Consider the following 15,570-nt stretch of genomic DNA (forward strand, 5'->3'; position numbering starts at 1 on the left):
GGGGGTTGCTGTTTTTGCTGCCTGCTCGCATGGGGGTGGCGCGGGGCTTAAGTGTCGTTTATGTGAAGGGAATTGTGAGATGAGGCTCATCGTCCGGCTATAGGACGAGCGGGTGGTCGCACATACATTGAGGGGACTTGTCCGAAAGGTTCCCCCGCATGCGCAGCTCCCGCTCCACCGCAGCAGAGGTCCAGGCGTCCCAGGTTTCCGGCCGGCTGGCCGCGCTCGGGCGGTGGTGCTTCCGGCACCGTCGTTGGGTGTTGGCGTTCTGGGCGGTGGTGCTCGCGGCCGGGGTGCTGATCGGCGGGCGGGTGTTCGAGGGCTCGGTGGCGGCGACCGGCAGCGGTGGCTCGGAGTCGGCGCGCGGCACCTCGGTGGTGCAGGCCGCCGACCCGGTGCAGGGCACCGTCACCGCCGTGGTGGACGGCCCCGCGGTCGACGACCCGGGCGTCCGGGCGGCCGTCGAACAGGCGAGCGCGGAGCTGGCGAAGCTACCGGGCGTGGTCTCGGTGGCCGACACCTACGCGAGCGGCGGACAGCTGACCGCGGGCGACGGCCGGGCCTCGCTGGTGAACGTGCGGATGGCGGACGGCTCGACGGCCAAGCAGCTCGCCGCGGTGACCGACCGGCTGGAGCGGGTCACCGCCGCCGGGGCGCACACCGTGGTCGGCGGCGACCTGGTGCTCCAGCAGGAGGTCAAGGACCAGACCGCGAAGGACACCCGGTTCGGCGAGCTCGTCACCCTGCCGCTCACCCTGATCGTGATGGTGCTGGTGTTCGGCGGCCTGGCCGCGGCGGGCCTGCCCGGGATCGGGGCGGTCGCCTCGGTGGGCGGGGCGCTGCTGGCGATGTTCGGGTTCAGCCGGATCATGGACATCGACACCTCGGTGCTGCCGATCGCCACCGTGCTCGGCCTCGGCCTGTCGATCGACTACGCGCTGCTGATGGTCAACCGGTTCCGGGAGGAGCGCGGCCACGGCGCGGACATCGCGCAGGCCGTGGAGCGGACCGCCGCGACGGCCGGCCGGACGGTGGCGTTCTCCGGCCTGACGGTCGCGGTCGCGCTGAGCGGCCTGTTCGTCTTCACCAGCCCCGTGTTCCGGGCCGTCGGGGCGGCCGGCGTCAGCGTGGTGGTGATCGCGGTGGCGGCGGCGCTGACGCTCGTCCCCGCGCTGCTGGGCTTCATGGGCCGCCGGATCAAGGCGCCGACCGCGCCCGTCCCCGACGAGGGCTTCTTCTCCCGGACGGTGCGCCGGGTGCAGCGCCGGGCGGTCCCGGTGATGCTGGCCTGCGTGGCGCTGCTGCTGGCGGCCGGGGCGCCGTTCCTGGGCTCGGAGTTCCGCAATTCCGGCGCCGACGTGCTGCCGAAGAGCTTCGCCTCCCGGCAGGTCGCCGAGACGGTGCGGGACCGCTTCCCCGCGCAGGCCCCCGCCGCCGTCCAGGTCGTGGTCGAGGGCACCGCGCAGCAGGCCCAGGACTACGCCGACCGGGTGGTATCGAAGCTCCCCGGCGTCTCCGGGGTGCGGGCCGTCGCGCCGGTCTCGGACCGGGTCGCCACCGTCGACGTGCTGGTGCACGGCGACCCGCAGGGCGAGGGCGCGAAGCGGGTGGTCGGCGAACTGCGCGCGGACCGGGGCGGCCTGCGGACGTACGTGACGGGCGACGCCGCCTCGCTGGTCGACTTCCAGCACGAGATCGGGACGCGCGGGCCGTGGGCGCTCGGCCTGGTCGCGGCCGGGACGCTGGTGCTGCTGTTCCTGATGACCGGCTCGGTGGTGCTGCCGGTCAAGGCGCTGCTGATGAACGTCCTCTCGCTGGGCGCCTCGCTGGGCGCGCTGACCCTGGTCTTCCAGCACGGGTACTTCAGCGGGCTGCTCGGGTTCACCCCGACCGGCGGCCTGGAGACCGTCATCCCCGTCCTGGTGTTCGCCTTCGCGTTCGGGCTGTCGATGGACTACGAGGTGTTCCTGCTCGCCCGGATCAAGGAACTGCACGACCAGGGGCACGACTGCGCCCGGTCGGTCGAGCTCGGGCTGCAGCGCAGCGGGCGGATCATCACCTCGGCCGGCCTGCTGATGGTGATCGTGTTCGCCGGGTTCGCCGCCGGACAGATGCTGATGGTCAAGCAGATGGGCATCGCGCTCGCGGTCGCCGTGGCGGTGGACGCCACCCTGGTCCGGACCCTGCTGGTGCCCGCCACCATGACCCTGTTCGGCCGCCTCAACTGGTGGGCCCCCGCGCCGCTGCGCCGCCTGCACGGCCTGATCGGCCTGGACGAGCACGTCGAACTGCCGCCGCTGGCCTCCGCGGTGCTGCCGGCGCAGCGCCCGGCGGGGCCGGGAACGGGGGTGGCAGCGGGGGCGGGCGCGGGGCCGGGAGCCGGGGTGGGCGCCTCGGTGGAGCGGCCGGTCGGCGAGTTGCTCGGCGCGCCGTAGCCCGGGGCCGGGCGCCGTAGGCTGGGTGGCATGCGACTGACGAAGTTCGGCCATGCCTGCGTCCGGATCGAGCACGCGGGCGGGGCGGTGCTGATCGACCCCGGCATGTTCAGCGAACCCGAGGTGGTGGCGGGCGTGAGCGCGCTGCTGATCACCCACGAGCACGCCGACCACTTCACGGAGGACCGGGTCCGCGCCGCCGTGGACGCCAATCCCGGCCTGCGGGTGTTCACCAACAGGGCGGTGGCCCGGCAGTTGGAGGGCATCGGGGCGAAGGTGACGGTGGTCGGCGACGGCGACGCCTTCGACCTGGAGGGGCTGCCGGTCACCGTGCACGGCGAGTGGCACGCCGAGATCCACCGGGACCTTCCGCGGCTCCCGAACATCGGCTTCGTGCTCGGCGGCCGGGTCTTCCACCCCGGTGACGCGCTGACCGTTCCGCCGGACACCGTCGACACCCTGCTGCTCCCGCTCGGCGCCCCCTGGCTGCGGGCCGGCGAGCTGGTCGACTACCTGCGCGACGCCCGCCCCCGCCAGGCCGTCGCCATCCACGAGGCCACCCTCAGCGAGGCCGGCCAGGCCGTTCACGGCCGCCTGCTGGGCCCGCAGGGGCCGGGCACCGGGGGCGCGGAGTACCGCACCTTGGTGGCGGGTGACACGATCGAACTTTCCTGACAGGGTGTCATGGGCGGGAGAGGGTCTAACTGATGCGATGGCCCATCACTTCAGTGACAACCCGTCACCTTAGTGGCGACCCATCGCTGAAGTGATGGCCCATCACTGGACTGACGGGCCATCACTTGCGTGACAGGACGTCAGGCGCCTGCCTCGACTGCCTCGATCGCCGCAACGGTCTCGACGGCGACCGCCGTCGGGAACGGGCGGCCCTCCAGGGTCCAGTGCGGGTCGGGGACGATCTCCAGGGCGGCGTAGACGTGGGCGGCGACGTCGGTGTGGTGGAGCGGGCCGACGGGGGCGCCGGGGGTGATGCCGGGGCCGGCGGCGGCGATCCAGGCGGTGCGCTCCAGGGGGGTGCGGCCGCCGTGGCCGCCCGCGTCGACGTGGCCGTGGTCGGTGACCACGATGACCGTCCACTCCTCGGCGGCGTAGGTCGGGCGTTCGCGGAGGGCGGCGAGCAGGCGGCCCAGGCGGGCGTCTGCGGTCTCGATCGAGCGGCGGTAGTCCTCGCCGCAGCCGCGGAAGTGGGCCGTCTCGTCGACCGCGCCGAGGTAGACGAAGGAGGCCTGCGGGTCGTCGTCGGAGCGGGCCAGCACGTACTCGGCCTCGGCGGTGACCCGTTCGTCGCAGACCTCCCACGCCTCGGGGGTGTCCTCCAGCGGGGCGATGTACGAGAGCCGGCCGGGGGCGGCGAACAGCGGGCCGCCGTCGCGGGCCAGGAAGAGCGGCTCCCAGCCGCCGACCGCGAAGGTGCGGCGGCGGTGGGTCTTGGCCAGGCGGGTCGTGAAGTCCGGGAAGACGTCGAGCCGGTGGCCGCCCAGGTGGTTGCCGTAGACGCCGTGCTTGGCGACGCCGACGCCGGTGGCGATCGTCGCCCAGCAGGGCCCGGACATGGTCGGAGTGGCGTCGTCCACCTCGACGGGAGCGAGGAAACCGGCCGCGGCGACCGCGTCCAGGTGCGGGGTGCGCAGGCTCGGCAGCAGGTCGAGGCGGACGCCGTCGATGCCGACGACCAGGACCCGGCGCGGGCCGGCGGGCCAGAGGCTGGACACGGGTGGTGCTCCGATCGTTCGAGGGTGGCTCGGCTGTGCGGCACCTTAACCCGTGCGTCCGGGCCCGCGAAGCTGTACGGACAACCGGCGCCGGACGCCCCTTGGCGCACCGGCCGGAGTGTTCCCGCGAAGTTCTTCCGCCGTTCTCCTCTCTCCTCGCGGGCGGCCCGGCGCCGGAGCGCCGGCGGCCCACCCGCGCCCCGGCGGCGGGCCCGTCGCCCCGCCCCGCCGTACGGGCCGGTAACCTGGCGGCATGCTGAGGATCGGACTGACGGGCGGGATCGGCGCGGGCAAGAGCGAGGTCTCCCGCCAACTGGCCGCGCACGGCGCGGTGATCGTCGACTCGGACCTGATCGCCCGTGAGGTGGTCGCCGCCGGGACGCCCGGACTGGCCGCCGTCGCCGCCGAGTTCGGGCCGGAGGTGCTGCTCCCCGACGGCACCCTGGACCGGCCCGCGCTGGGCCGGATCGTGTTCGCCGACCCGGCCCGGCTGGCGAAGCTGAACGCGATCGTCCACCCGCTGGTCCGGGCCCGCTCCGCCGAACTGGAGTCCGCCGCCGGGCCGGAGGCGATCGTGGTGCACGACGTCCCGCTGCTCGCCGAGAACGGGCTCGCCCCGCTGTACGACCTGGTCGTGGTCGTCGACGTCCCGGACGAGGAGCGCCTGCGCCGCCTGGTCGAACTGCGCGGCACGCCCGAGGACGAGGCCCGGGCCCGGATGGCCGCCCAGGCCACCCGCGAGGACCGCCTCGCCGTCGCCGACCTGGTCCTCGACAACAGCGGTGACCTGGCCCGACTCACCGAGCGGGTCGACGAGTTGTGGCAGCAGCTGGAGCGGCGCGCGGCCTGAGCGGAGGCTGCCGGCCCGCCCCCGGGCGGAGCGTCCGTCCGGCGGTGGCCAGTAGCCCCGGAGCGGGCCGGCCCGGGCCGGGGGCCGGTCTGCCTGCGGAATTGGCAACGGGAAACCGCAGAGTAACGCTCCGGAAGCGATCAGTTGCATGCCAAGATTCCCTCGGAGCGCCGGGGAGCGCTCCCAATCGTTCTCCCGGCCTGTGCCAGGGACGTACCCAGGGGGTGGTTTGGCATGCTGCTGTCCCCTCGCTTCGGGGCCGAACTGCGCCGGTTGCGCGAGGAGCGCGGCCTCTCGCTCGAAGGGCTCGCCCGGCAGCTCAGCTACAGCAAGGGCTACCTCAGCAAGGTCGAGAGCGGCCAGCGCCGGGCCTCCCAGGAGCTCGCCCGCCGCTGCGACGCGCTGCTCGGCGCCGACGGCCGGCTCCAGCAACTCGCCGCCCGCCCGGGACCGGACGGCCCGGGGGTGGACGGCCCCGGCGGTTCCGGCCCCGGTGCCCGCGGCGACCGGGCGGCGGCGCTCGTGGCCCTGCCCGGGCCGGGCGTGCTCGCCGAGCCGCCGCTGCGGCCCACCGCGCTCGCCCCCGAGGTCCCCGCCCTGCTCCGGGCCCAGCTCGCCCACTACCGGGCGCTCGGCCAGCACCTCGACCCGGCGCTGCTGGTCCCCGGGCTGCAGGCGCAGAGCGAGACGGCGGTGCGCCTGGCGCTGCGCTGCGAGGGCCGGGTCCGCTCCGAACTGCTGCTGATCGCCGCGCACTTCATCGAGTTCGGCGGCTGGATGGCGCAGGAGGCCGGCGACCAGCGGGCCGCCCTCGCGCACACCGAGCGGGCCGCCGAGCTCGCCCGGGCCGGCGGCAACCGGCACCTCGTCGGGTACGCCCTGGTCCGGCGCGCCCTGATCACCTTCTACGCGGGGGACGTCGCCGCCACCGTCGCGCTCGCCACCGCCGCCCAGGACCGCCGGCTGCCGCCCCGCATCCGCGGCCTCGCCGCGCTCCGCGAGGCGCAGGGCCACGCCCTCGGCGGCGACCGGGCCCGCTGCCTGCGCAGCCTGGAACGGGCCGAGGTGCTGCTGGACACCGCCGCCGCCGTCCACGACGACGGGCCGCCGATCGGCACCGGGAACCTCGCCGACCCGGCCGCGATGGCCACCGGCTGGTGCCTGTTCGACCTCGGCCACGCCCGGCGCGCCGCCGAGGTGCTCGACCACGAGTACGCCCGGATCCCGCCGAGCGCGACCCGGGCCCGGATTCGCTACGGCCTGCGCCGGGCCCTGGCACACGCCGGGGCCGGCGAGGCCGAGCACGCCTGCGACGTCGCCGCCGGGGAGCTCGGCGCGCTCGCCGACGTCCCGTCCGCGACGGTCCTCGCCGACCTGCGGCGGCTCGACCGCGAGCTGCGGCGGTTCCGGGCCAACCGGGCGGTGCGCGCGTTCCAGCCCGCGCTGCTGCGCGCGCTCACCGGCTGCTGACGTTCCGTCAGGCCGTTTCCCCTTTCCCGGGCGGGACCACCGCCGGGTCACCCCCGCACAGAGAGGTCGGCGCACCATGCCCGCGATCTTCGTGAACTACCGTACCGGCGACCAGGAGGCGGTCGCCGCCCTGCTCGACCACGGGCTGTCCTACCGGTTCGGCAGCGAGCGGGTGTTCCGGGCCAGCAAGTCCATCGCGCCCGGCAGTCGCTACCCGGAGGAGCTGATCGCCGCGGTGCGGGGCTGTTCCGTGCTGCTCGCGGTGGTCGGCCCGCGCTGGTTCGACATCCAGGGCCGGGACGGCCGCCCCGCGGTCGAGGACCCGGAGGACTGGCCGCGCCGCGAGATCGTCGAGGCCTTCGCGGTCGGCGCGCTGGTGGTGCCCGTCCTGGTGGGGGACACCCCGAGGCTGCGCCGCGAACGCCTCCCCGAGCCGCTCACCGCCCTCGCGGACTGCCAGCACCGCCGCCTGGACCTGCGCAGCTCGCACGCGGACCTGAACCGGATCGCCGACGAACTGGCCGCGCTCGTAGCGGAGTTGGCCGAGGCGGACGCGGGCGTGCGGGGGCGTTGAACGAAGCCGCGGAGAGGCGGCGGCGCGGTAGGGCGGAAACGCGGAAACGCGGCCGCGCGGTCAGGGCCCGGTCCGGACGGGGAGGCCGGTTTCGGGGCGGCCCCAGTCGGACCAGGAGCCGTCGTAGACGGTGGGGGAGGGGTGGCCGGTGAGGTGGGCGGCGAAGGCGAGGACGCAGGCGGTGACGCCGGAGCCGCAGGAGGCGATCAGGTGGGGGCGGCCGGCGGTGGCGGTGGCGAGGCGGGCGCGCAGGGCGGGGAGGGGGAGGTAGTGGCCGTCGGGGGTGAGCAGTTCGGTGAAGGGGAGGCTGGTGGAGCCGGGCAGGTGGCCGCGGCGCAGGTGCGGGCGGGGTTCGGGGGCGGCGCCGGTGAAGCGCTCGTGGGAGCGGGCGTCCAGGACGGCGGTGCCGGGGTCGGTCAGGGCGGCGGCCACGGCGTCCCGGTCGAGCAGCAGGCCCGGGCGCGGGCGGACGGTGAAGTCGCCGGGGGAGCAGGGGAGTTGCCGGTCGGTGACGGGGTGTCCGGCGGCCCGCCAGGCGGGCAGTCCGCCGTCCAGGACGGCGGCCCGGTCGAAGCCCGCGGCGCGCAGCATCCACCAGGCGCGCGGGGCGGAGTAGACGCCGGCGCCGTCGTACAGCACCGCGGTGGAGCGGTCGCGCAGGCCGAGGGCGCGCAGCTCGCGCTGGAGGTCGGCGGGGGACGGCACGGTGTGCGGGAGGTCCGAGGCGTGGTCGGAGAGCGCCCCGTCGAGGTCGAAGGCCCGGGCGCCGGGGATGCGGACGGGCGCGTCGCGGTGCGCGCCGACACCGGCGTCGAGGACCACCAGGTCGGGGTGGTCGAGGTGGGCGGCCAGCCAGTCGGCGTCCACCAGGGGGGAGGGCAGCGGCAGTGCGGTCATGGCGGGCGGCTCCGTCGAACGGGTCGGTGCGGGGCCCCATGATCGCACCGCCGCGCGGAAGGCCGGTGCGCCGGTCGGTGCGCCGGTCGGTGCGGAGGGGAGCAGAGGGGAGCGGGGGCCGTCAGGGCTTGCGGGCCACGCCCGCCCAGATCGCCACCTGGGCGTCGGTGTCCTGCGGCTCCTGGTCGGGCCGCCACTGCGGGGCGGTGACCAGGCCGGGCTCCAGCAGCTCCAGGCCGTCGAAGAAGCGCAGCACCTGTGCGCGGGTGCGCATGGTGAGCTGGGCGGTGGCGGAGCGGTAGATGGCGGGCCCGCGGTCGGCGTCCTCCTGGGGGACGAAGTCGCCGGTGGCATGCGAGAGCGCCAGGTAGCTGCCGGAGGGCAGCGCGTCGACCAGGGTGCGGACGATCGCGTACGGGTCGTCGGCGTCGTCGATGAAGTGCAGGATGGCGAAGAGCTGGAGCGCGACGGGGCGGTCGAGGTCGAGCAGGTCGCGGACGGCCGGGTCGGCGAGGATCGCCTTGGGTTCGCGCAGGTCGGCCTGGAGGACGCTGACGCTGCCCGGTTCGGCGCCGGCCAGCAGGGCCCGGCCGTGCACCAGCACGATCGGGTCGTTGTCGAGGTAGGCGACCCGGGCGGACGGGTCGACGGACTGCGCGATCTCGTGGGTGTTCCCGGCGGAGGGGATGCCGGTGCCGATGTCCAGGAACTGGCGGACGCCGGACTCGGCGAGGAAGCGGACGGCCCGCTGCAGGAAGGCCCGGTTCGCCTGTGCGCTGATCCGCACCAGCGGGCTGAGCGCGACGACCTGTTCGGCGGCGGCCCGGTCGGCGGGGAAGTTGTCCTTGCCGCCGAGGTAGTAGTCGTACATCCGGGCCGGGTGCGGGATTTCCGGGCGGAGCTCGGCGGACGGCGGCGGGCTCTGGTCGCCGGACATCCAGTCGAGCGGGATTTCCTGATGGTCGGTCACAACTGCTCCCCCGTCAGCGGAACGCGCTTTCGGGGGCAGCATAGACGGCCGGGAATCCGCGGTGACAACGGACCGGCAAAGTGGGCGGTGGGGCAGTGGATCGTCCACGATGTCCGGCGGAATTAAATTCGCATAGTTGTTCGAATATAGGGACGGTGGCGGCCGTCCTGGGAATTCCGCGCCGCGGTTCAGTCCCCGGGGGCGTCCGCCGTCCCCGGCTCGGGCCCCGCGTCCGGGTCGCGGGTGAGCAGGTAGCGGGCGCCGGGGCCGGTGCGGGCGGCCCGGTCGTCCGCGTTGTAGAGGCCGCAGCGGGTCAGCGAGAGGCAGCCGCAGCCGATGCAGCCCGTCAACTTGGCCTTCATCAGCTGGAGTTCGGTGATCTGCCGGTCGATCCGGTGCTGCCAGGTGGCGGCGACGGCGTTCCACTCCCGCTGGCTGGGCGCGCGGTCCTCGGGGAGCCGGGCGAGCGCGGTGGCGACCTCCTCCAGGCTGAGGCCGACCTGCTGGGCGGCCCGGACGAAGGCGATCCGGCGCAGCGCCGAGCGCGGGTAGCGGCGCTGGTTCCCGGCGGTGCGGGCGGAGTGGATCAGCCCGAGGCTCTCGTAGTAGCGCAGCGCCGAGGTGGCCAGGCCGCTGCGCTCGGCGAGTTGGCCGATGGTGAGGACGTCGTGCCGGGAGGGTGCCATGGGTCCGCAGGATACCCGGGAGCGGGCGCTTGACTTCAAGCGCACTTGAAGTCGGATGCTCTTCCCATGACGAGCGAAGCGACACGCACTCCAGGCGGCGGACTCGGCGGGCCCGGCGGATTCGCCGAACTGCCGCACCTGATCTCCCTGATGGCGGGCGACGAGAAGCACTCCCCGGCCGCGCACTCCACCCTGGACGCGCTCTGGGTGCTGTACGACCGGGTGCTGAAGGTCGGCCCGGAGAACGTGGACGCGCCGGACCGGGACCGGTTCCTGCTGTCCAAGGGCCACGGCCCGATGGCGTACTACGCGGTGCTGGCGGCCAAGGGCTTCTTCCCGGTGGAGCTGCTGCACAGCTTCGGGTCCTACGACTCGCCGCTGGGCCACCACCCGGACCGGCTGCTGGTGTCCGGCGCGGAGATCGGCTCCGGCTCGCTGGGCCACGGCCTGCCGCTGGCGGTCGGCACGGCGCTCGGCCTGCGCGCCCAGGGGCTGGACGCCCCGGCGGTGTGGGTGCTGATCGGGGACGCCGAGTTCGACGAGGGCTCCAACCACGAGGCGGTGGCCTTCGCCGGGGCGTACGGGCTGGACCGGCTGCACACCCTGGTGATCGACAACTCCTCGGCCACGCACGGCTGGAGCGGCGGCATCGCGGCCCGGTTCGCCGGCGAGGGCTGGTCGACCGCCACCGTGGACGGCCGCGACCACGAGCAGCTGTACCGGGCGTTCACCGCCCCGCACCCGGGCCGCCCGCACGTGGTGGTGGCCCGCACCGAACCCAAGAACGCCTGACGGAGGGGAGAAGGGGACATGGAGACGACGGAGTGGACGATGCGGGAGCAGTTCGGGCTGACGGTCACCGAGCTGCTGGAGCGGGACCCGCGCACCGCGCTGGTGCTCGCCGACATCGGGGTGGCGCAGTTCCCGGCGGCGGCCCGCGCGCACCCCGACCGGGTGGTGAACGTCGGCATCCGCGAGCAGCTGCTGATCGGCGTGGCCGGCGGCCTGGCGCTGACCGGGCTGCGCCCGATCGCGCACACCTTCGCCAGCTTCCTGATCGAACGGCCCTTCGAGCAGGTGAAGTTGGACCTGGTGCACCAGGGCGTCGGCGCGGTCCTGGTGAGCGCGGCCGGCTCCTACGACTGGCCGGCCGGCGGCCGCACCCACATGGCGCCCGGCGACGTCGCCCTGCTGGACACCCTGCCCGGCTGGCAGGTGCACGTGCCCGGCCACCCGGCCGAGGCCGACCTGCTGCTGCGGCACGCCGTCGCCGACGGCGACACCCTGCAGTACGTGCGACTCTCCGCGCACCGCAACCGGGACGCCCGACCGGTTTCCCCCGGAAAATTCCTGACGGTCCGTCAGGGATCGCGCGGGGTGGTGCTGGCGGTCGGCCCGATGCTGGACGCGGTGCTGGCGGCCACCGAGATGCTGGACGTGACGGTGCTGTACGCGGCCACCGTGCGGCCGTTCGACGCGGCGGGCCTGCGGGCGGCGCTCGGCGAGCGGGCCGACGTGGTGCTGGTCGAACCGTACCTGGCGGGCACCTCGGCGGCCGAGGCGCACCGGGCGCTGGCCGAACTGCCGCACCGCGTCCTCGGGTTGGGCGTGCCGAAGGAGGAGCACCGGCACTACGGCTCGATCCCCGAGCACCTGGCCGCGTACGGCCTGGACGCCGCCGCTCTGCACGCCCGGATCGCCGAGTTCCTGCGCTGACGCGCCCGGTGGGGCGCTCGGTGGCGCGTTCGCGGGCGGGTTCGGTGGCGGGTTCGGTGACGCGCTACGCGGTGCGGGCCACCGCCACCGCGTCCGGCCCGAGCAGCAGCGTGCCGCCGGGCCCGGCCGCCACCTCGCCGAACACCGCCTCCAGTGCGGCGAGTTCACCCGCCAGCGGGACGGCGAGCGGGGCGGCGGGCGGCCCGTCGCCGCCGATCCGCACCAGCACCCGGTAGCGGCCCCGGTGCACCGCCAGCCAGCCCGCCCCGGCGTCGTGCCGGACCTCGACCGCGCCCAGGTCGCCGTCCGACAGCTCCGGGGCGGCCCGCCGCAGCCGGATCAACTGCCGGTACCAGGACAGCAGTTCGGCGTGCGGGGCGCGGCCGGGCTCGGACCAGTCCAGGGTGGAGGCGCGCACCGTCGCCGGGTCCTGCGGGTCGGGGACGTCCTCGGCCCGCCAGCCGTGCTCGGCGAACTCCCGGCGGCGGCCCTGCCGGACGGCCTCGGCGAGCCGCGGATCGGTGTGGTCGGTGAAGTACTGCCACGGCGTGCCGGCGCCCCACTCCTCGCCCATGAACAGCATCGGCGTGAACGGCGAGGTCAGCACCAGCGCGGCCGCCGCCGCCAGCCGGCCGGGCGGCAGCGCGGCCGAGAGCCGGTCGCCGGTGGCCCGGTTGCCGATCTGGTCGTGGGTCTGCGCGTAGCCCAGCAGCCGGTGCCCGTACTCGGCCGGGAAGGGGCGGCCGTGCGAGCGGCCGCGGAACGAGGACCACGTCCCGTCGTGGAAGAACCCCCGGGTCAGGGTCTTGGCCACGGCCGCGTACGGGTCGGCGGCGAAGTCCGCGTAGTAGCCCTGCGACTCGCCCGTCAGCAGGCAGTGCAGGGCGTGGTGGAAGTCGTCGCTCCACTGCGCCGTCAGGCCCTGCCCGCCCGCCGGGCGCGGGGCGGTGGTGCGCGGGTCGTTCAGGTCGGACTCGGCGACCAGGAACAGCGGACGCCCGGTCGCCTGCGCCAACTTCTCCACCTCGGTGGCCAGTTCCTCCAGGAAGTGGACCGCCCGGGTGTCCACCAGGGCGTGCACCGCGTCCAGCCGCAGGCCGTCGATCCGGTAGTCGCGCAGCCAGGCCAGCGCGCTGCCGACCAGGAACGCCCGCACCTCGTCCGAGCCCGGCGCGTCCAGGTTCACCGCCGACCCCCACGGGGTCTGGTGCCGGTCGGTGAAGTACGGGCCGAACCGCGGCAGGTAATTGCCGGACGGGCCCAGGTGGTTGTGCACCACGTCCAGCACCACGCCCAGGCCGCGCCGGTGCGCCGCGTCCACGAAGCGCTTCAGCCCGTCCGGGCCGCCGTACGGCTCGTGCACCGCCCACAGCGCCACCCCGTCGTAGCCCCAGCCCGAGCGGCCCGGGAAGGCGCACACCGGCATCAACTCGACGAAGTCCACGCCCAGTTCGACCAGGTGGTCGAGCTTCTCCACCGCCGCGTCGAAGGTGCCCGCCGGGGTGAACGTCCCCACGTGCAGCTCGTACAGCACCGCGCCCGCCACCGGGCGGCCCCGCCAGGCCGTCTCCGACCAGGCGAACGCCGCGTGGTCGACCCGGCGGCTCAGCCCGTCCGGCCCGTCCGGCTGCCACGCCGAGCGCGGATCGGGCAGCGCCCGGCCGCCGTCGATCCGGAAGCCGTAGTCGCCGTCCGGGCCCTCCCCGCGCCACCAGCCCGGCCGGGCCGGGTCGCGCTCCAGCAGGTACGGGATCGCCCCGACCTCGACCTCGACCACCTTGGCGTCCGGCGCCCACACCTGGTAGAGCATCAAGCCCCCTCCGCGAGCAGCGCCACCGGCAACTGCTGGAAAAGATAAGACAGTTCGACCGTCCCGCCGATGAAGTGGCGGTCCGTCAGCAGGTCGGTCCAGCGGCCCGTCGGCAGCTCCAGCACGGTGTCCCCCCAGCCGCCCGCCCGGTGCAGCCCGTACGGCAGCCGGGTCGCCGCCGCCAGCACCCGCTCGCCCCGCCCGAACGCCACCAGGTGCTCCGCCGCCGGGCCCCGCCCCGCCACCGGCCGGTACGAGCCCAGCGGGCCCGAACGGCGCAGGTGCAGGGCCGTGGTGGTCAGGTGCAGCTTCTCCCGGGCCAGGTCGCCCGGGCGCGGCTCCGGCGAGTCCGTCAGCCGCACCGCCAGCGCCCCCAGGTCCACCGGCGCCCGGTTGTCCGGGTCGACCAGCGTGTACAGCGGCTCCTCGCCGCCCTGGAACAGGTCCGGCACACCCGGCACCAGCAGGTGCAGCAGCGCCGCCGACAGCGAGTTCACCCGGGCGAACGGCTCCAGCAGCCGGACGAACCCGGCGATCCGCGGACACAGCCCCGGATCGGCCAGCGCCCCGCGCGCGTACTCCGTCAGCCGCCGCTCGAAGACCTCGTCCGGCTCCTTCCACGAGGTGCGCAGCTTCGCCTCCCGCGCCGACTTCACCAGCACCCCGACCAGCCGCTCCGCCGGCAGCGGCCAGGCCGCCACCAGGGTCTGCCACAGCAGCCAGGCCGAGGAGCGGTCCGGGCACGGCCCCGCCGCCGGCGTCCAGGCCGCGCACTCCGCCGCCCACACCTCCGGCAGCTCCGCCAGCACCGCCAGCCGGGCCCGGGCGTCCGCGCTGCGCTTGGTGTCGTGGGTGGACAGCGCCGTCATCCCGTCCGGCCACTCCCGCTCCTGCTCGGCGCACCAGGCGTGGAACGCCTCCGGCGACACTCCCGGGCGCTCCGGCAAGCCGCCCACCTCGTTCAGCGACAGCAGCGCGTTGAACCGGTAGAACGCGGTGTCCTCCACGCCCTTCGCCGCCACCGCCGACGCCGTCTGCCCGAACCGCAGGCAGAACTCGTCCCGGGCCGCCGACCGGCCCAGCCGCCCCAGCGCCAGCTCCCGCACCAGCCGCTCGGTGGCCGGGGCCCCGTCCGGCGGTGCCAGTACGGCCACCGCCTCCGGCGGGGCCGGCTCGCCCGGCACCACGTACGGCCGGTACGCCGGATACTCCGTCAGCAGCCCCTCCAGCGCCCGGCGCACCGCCAGCGGCGAGTGGTCCGCCAGCTCCGGGCCCTCCGCGCAGATCCGCCCCACCAGCCGGACCAGCCGCGCCGTCTCCGCCGACAGCGCCCCGCCCGGCGCCACCATCTCCGCCCGCCCCGCCCGGCCCGACCCCGCCGCGTCCAGCGGCTCCCCGACGTCCCGCCGGTAGGCCGCCACCAGCTTCTCCGCGCCCCGGCGGTCCGTCAGCACCCCGTCGATCCGGCGCAGCGCGTCGTACCCGGTGGTGCCCGCGCACGGCCAGTCCGCGGGCAGCCGCTCCTCCCCGGTGAGGATCTTCTCCACCACCGTGTACGCCCCGCCGCTCGCCTCCGCGAGCCGCCGCAGGTAGCCGCGCGGGTCCGCCAGCCCGTCCGGGTGGTCGATCCGGAAACCGTCCAGCACCCCCTCCCGGTGCAGCCGCAGCAGCACCCCGTGGGTGGCCTCGAAGACCTCCGGCACCTCCGTGCGCACCGCGATCAGCTCGTTCACGGTGAAGAACCGGCGGTAGTTCAGCTCCTCGTCCGCCAGCCGCCACCAGGCGAGCCGGTACCACTGGCGGGCCAGCAGCTCCGGCAGCGGCAGGCCGCCGGTGCCGGGCCGCAGCGGGAACGCGTGCTCGTGGTAGCGCAGCACCTCCCCGTCCACCACCAGCTGGTCCAGCACCGCGCCCAGCCGATCGCCCAGCAGCGGCAGCAGCAGCCGCCCCCGCTCCGGGGCGTCCACCGGCCCCCGCTGGGACGTCCAGTCGATGTCGAACCAGGCCGCGTGCGGGTCGTCCGGGCCGTTCTTCAGCACCTCCCACAGCGGGCCGTTCAACCGCTCCGGCACCGGCAGCGCCATGTGGTTCGGCACCACGTCCGCGATCAGGCCCAGGCCGTGGCCGTGCGCCTCCGCGGCCAGCGCGCGCAGCGTCTCCTCGCCGCCCAACTGCTCGCTGATCCGGCCGTGGTCGACGGTGTCGTACCCGTGCGTCGACCCCGGCGCGGCCTCCAGCAGCGGCGACAGGTGCAGGTGCGAGACGCCGAGCGCCGCCAGGTACGGCACCGCCCGGCGGGCGTCGTCCAAGGTGAACTCCGGCTGCAGCTGCAGGCGGTAACTGGCCGTCGGAGGGCGTGCGGCGGCTGACGTCATACCCGATCCCTACCCGGACACGGGGAGGCCTACCGCGCACTGCGCCGAACGGGGCGC

General features: G+C 75.3%; 13 protein-coding genes. 7 read left to right on the plus strand and 6 right to left on the minus strand.

Translation table 11 applies throughout. From position 1 onward, the window contains the following. Positions 1–158 precede the first annotated feature (158 nt). Positions 159–2,435 carry an MMPL family transporter gene (locus ACIOHG_RS06920; protein ID WP_400946239.1) on the plus strand — a complete coding sequence of 759 codons (2,277 nt, stop codon included), beginning with the start codon at positions 159–161 and terminating at the stop codon, positions 2,433–2,435. A 30-nt stretch (positions 2,436–2,465) separates the two neighbouring features. Next, the gene (locus ACIOHG_RS06925) at positions 2,466–3,110 is read left to right on the plus strand and encodes an MBL fold metallo-hydrolase (protein WP_400946242.1); all 645 of its coding nucleotides are present in this window, start codon (positions 2,466–2,468) and stop codon (positions 3,108–3,110) included. 140 nt (positions 3,111–3,250) lie between these two features. Here ACIOHG_RS06925 and ACIOHG_RS06930 read toward each other — a convergent pair whose 3' ends face one another. After that, positions 3,251–4,165 carry an alkaline phosphatase family protein gene (locus tag ACIOHG_RS06930; RefSeq protein WP_400946244.1) on the minus strand — a complete coding sequence of 305 codons (915 nt, stop codon included), beginning with the start codon at positions 4,163–4,165 and terminating at the stop codon, positions 3,251–3,253. 253 nt (positions 4,166–4,418) lie between these two features. Here ACIOHG_RS06930 and coaE point away from each other — a divergent pair, with 253 nt between their 5' ends. The 3 genes from coaE to ACIOHG_RS06945 all read left to right on the plus strand — a co-directional run bounded on the left by coaE (position 4,419) and on the right by ACIOHG_RS06945 (position 7,059). Then, positions 4,419–5,015 carry a dephospho-CoA kinase gene (gene coaE, locus ACIOHG_RS06935; RefSeq protein WP_400946246.1) on the plus strand — a complete coding sequence of 199 codons (597 nt, stop codon included), beginning with the start codon at positions 4,419–4,421 and terminating at the stop codon, positions 5,013–5,015. 234 nt (positions 5,016–5,249) lie between these two features. Then, entirely contained in the window at positions 5,250–6,485 is a 1,236-nt protein-coding gene (locus ACIOHG_RS06940) for a multiprotein-bridging factor 1 family protein (RefSeq protein WP_400946248.1), read from the plus strand. Between the two features lie 76 nt (positions 6,486–6,561). Then, complete coding sequence (locus tag ACIOHG_RS06945; protein ID WP_400946251.1) at positions 6,562–7,059, plus strand: TIR domain-containing protein; 498 nt, start codon at positions 6,562–6,564, stop codon at positions 7,057–7,059. 60 nt (positions 7,060–7,119) lie between these two features. On the opposite strand, the gene ACIOHG_RS06950 is transcribed toward ACIOHG_RS06945, so the two are convergent. The 3 genes from ACIOHG_RS06950 to soxR form a co-directional block, all read right to left on the minus strand. Further along, on the minus strand, positions 7,120–7,956 hold the full coding sequence (locus tag ACIOHG_RS06950) for a sulfurtransferase (protein WP_400946253.1): 837 nt from the start codon (positions 7,954–7,956) through the stop codon (positions 7,120–7,122). A 121-nt stretch (positions 7,957–8,077) separates the two neighbouring features. Further along, on the minus strand, positions 8,078–8,893 hold the full coding sequence (locus ACIOHG_RS06955; RefSeq protein ID WP_400946694.1) for an SAM-dependent methyltransferase: 816 nt from the start codon (positions 8,891–8,893) through the stop codon (positions 8,078–8,080). A 221-nt stretch (positions 8,894–9,114) separates the two neighbouring features. Beyond that, positions 9,115–9,612 carry a redox-sensitive transcriptional activator SoxR gene (gene soxR / locus ACIOHG_RS06960; RefSeq protein ID WP_400946255.1) on the minus strand — a complete coding sequence of 166 codons (498 nt, stop codon included), beginning with the start codon at positions 9,610–9,612 and terminating at the stop codon, positions 9,115–9,117. A 66-nt stretch (positions 9,613–9,678) separates the two neighbouring features. Here soxR and ACIOHG_RS06965 point away from each other — a divergent pair, with 66 nt between their 5' ends. Next, positions 9,679–10,404 carry a transketolase gene (locus ACIOHG_RS06965; RefSeq protein ID WP_400946257.1) on the plus strand — a complete coding sequence of 242 codons (726 nt, stop codon included), beginning with the start codon at positions 9,679–9,681 and terminating at the stop codon, positions 10,402–10,404. 18 nt (positions 10,405–10,422) lie between these two features. Continuing rightward, on the plus strand, positions 10,423–11,328 hold the full coding sequence (locus ACIOHG_RS06970) for a transketolase family protein (RefSeq protein WP_400946259.1): 906 nt from the start codon (positions 10,423–10,425) through the stop codon (positions 11,326–11,328). A gap of 64 nt (positions 11,329–11,392) precedes the next feature. Here ACIOHG_RS06970 and treZ read toward each other — a convergent pair whose 3' ends face one another. Both treZ and treY read right to left on the minus strand, forming a co-directional pair. After that, positions 11,393–13,138 carry a malto-oligosyltrehalose trehalohydrolase gene (gene treZ / locus ACIOHG_RS06975; RefSeq protein ID WP_400946261.1) on the minus strand — a complete coding sequence of 582 codons (1,746 nt, stop codon included), beginning with the start codon at positions 13,136–13,138 and terminating at the stop codon, positions 11,393–11,395. After that, positions 13,138–15,513 carry a malto-oligosyltrehalose synthase gene (treY, locus tag ACIOHG_RS06980; protein ID WP_400946264.1) on the minus strand — a complete coding sequence of 792 codons (2,376 nt, stop codon included), beginning with the start codon at positions 15,511–15,513 and terminating at the stop codon, positions 13,138–13,140. Before treY ends, treZ begins: the two co-directional genes overlap by 1 nt. Between the last annotated feature and the right edge of the window lie 57 nt (positions 15,514–15,570).

Origin of the sequence: Kitasatospora sp. NPDC088134, from assembly GCF_044741705.1 — a bacterium.
Taxonomy (GTDB): Bacteria; Actinomycetota; Actinomycetes; order Streptomycetales; family Streptomycetaceae; genus Kitasatospora.

Bases quoted from the DNA above. Each gene is read 5' to 3' on its own strand.
- treY (WP_400946264.1), bottom strand. From the start codon at position 15,513: ATGACGTCAGCCGCCGCACGCCCTCCGACGGCCAGTTACCGCCTGCAG.
- coaE (WP_400946246.1), top strand. From the start codon at position 4,419: ATGCTGAGGATCGGACTGACGGGCGGGATCGGCGCGGGCAAGAGCGAG.
- ACIOHG_RS06950 (WP_400946253.1), bottom strand. From the start codon at position 7,956: ATGACCGCACTGCCGCTGCCCTCCCCCCTGGTGGACGCCGACTGGCTG.
- ACIOHG_RS06970 (WP_400946259.1), top strand. From the start codon at position 10,423: ATGGAGACGACGGAGTGGACGATGCGGGAGCAGTTCGGGCTGACGGTC.
- treZ (WP_400946261.1), bottom strand. From the start codon at position 13,138: ATGCTCTACCAGGTGTGGGCGCCGGACGCCAAGGTGGTCGAGGTCGAG.
- ACIOHG_RS06925 (WP_400946242.1), top strand. From the start codon at position 2,466: ATGCGACTGACGAAGTTCGGCCATGCCTGCGTCCGGATCGAGCACGCG.
- ACIOHG_RS06920 (WP_400946239.1), top strand. From the start codon at position 159: ATGCGCAGCTCCCGCTCCACCGCAGCAGAGGTCCAGGCGTCCCAGGTT.
- ACIOHG_RS06945 (WP_400946251.1), top strand. From the start codon at position 6,562: ATGCCCGCGATCTTCGTGAACTACCGTACCGGCGACCAGGAGGCGGTC.
- ACIOHG_RS06955 (WP_400946694.1), bottom strand. From the start codon at position 8,893: ATGTCCGGCGACCAGAGCCCGCCGCCGTCCGCCGAGCTCCGCCCGGAA.
- ACIOHG_RS06940 (WP_400946248.1), top strand. From the start codon at position 5,250: ATGCTGCTGTCCCCTCGCTTCGGGGCCGAACTGCGCCGGTTGCGCGAG.
- soxR (WP_400946255.1), bottom strand. From the start codon at position 9,612: ATGGCACCCTCCCGGCACGACGTCCTCACCATCGGCCAACTCGCCGAG.
- ACIOHG_RS06965 (WP_400946257.1), top strand. From the start codon at position 9,679: ATGACGAGCGAAGCGACACGCACTCCAGGCGGCGGACTCGGCGGGCCC.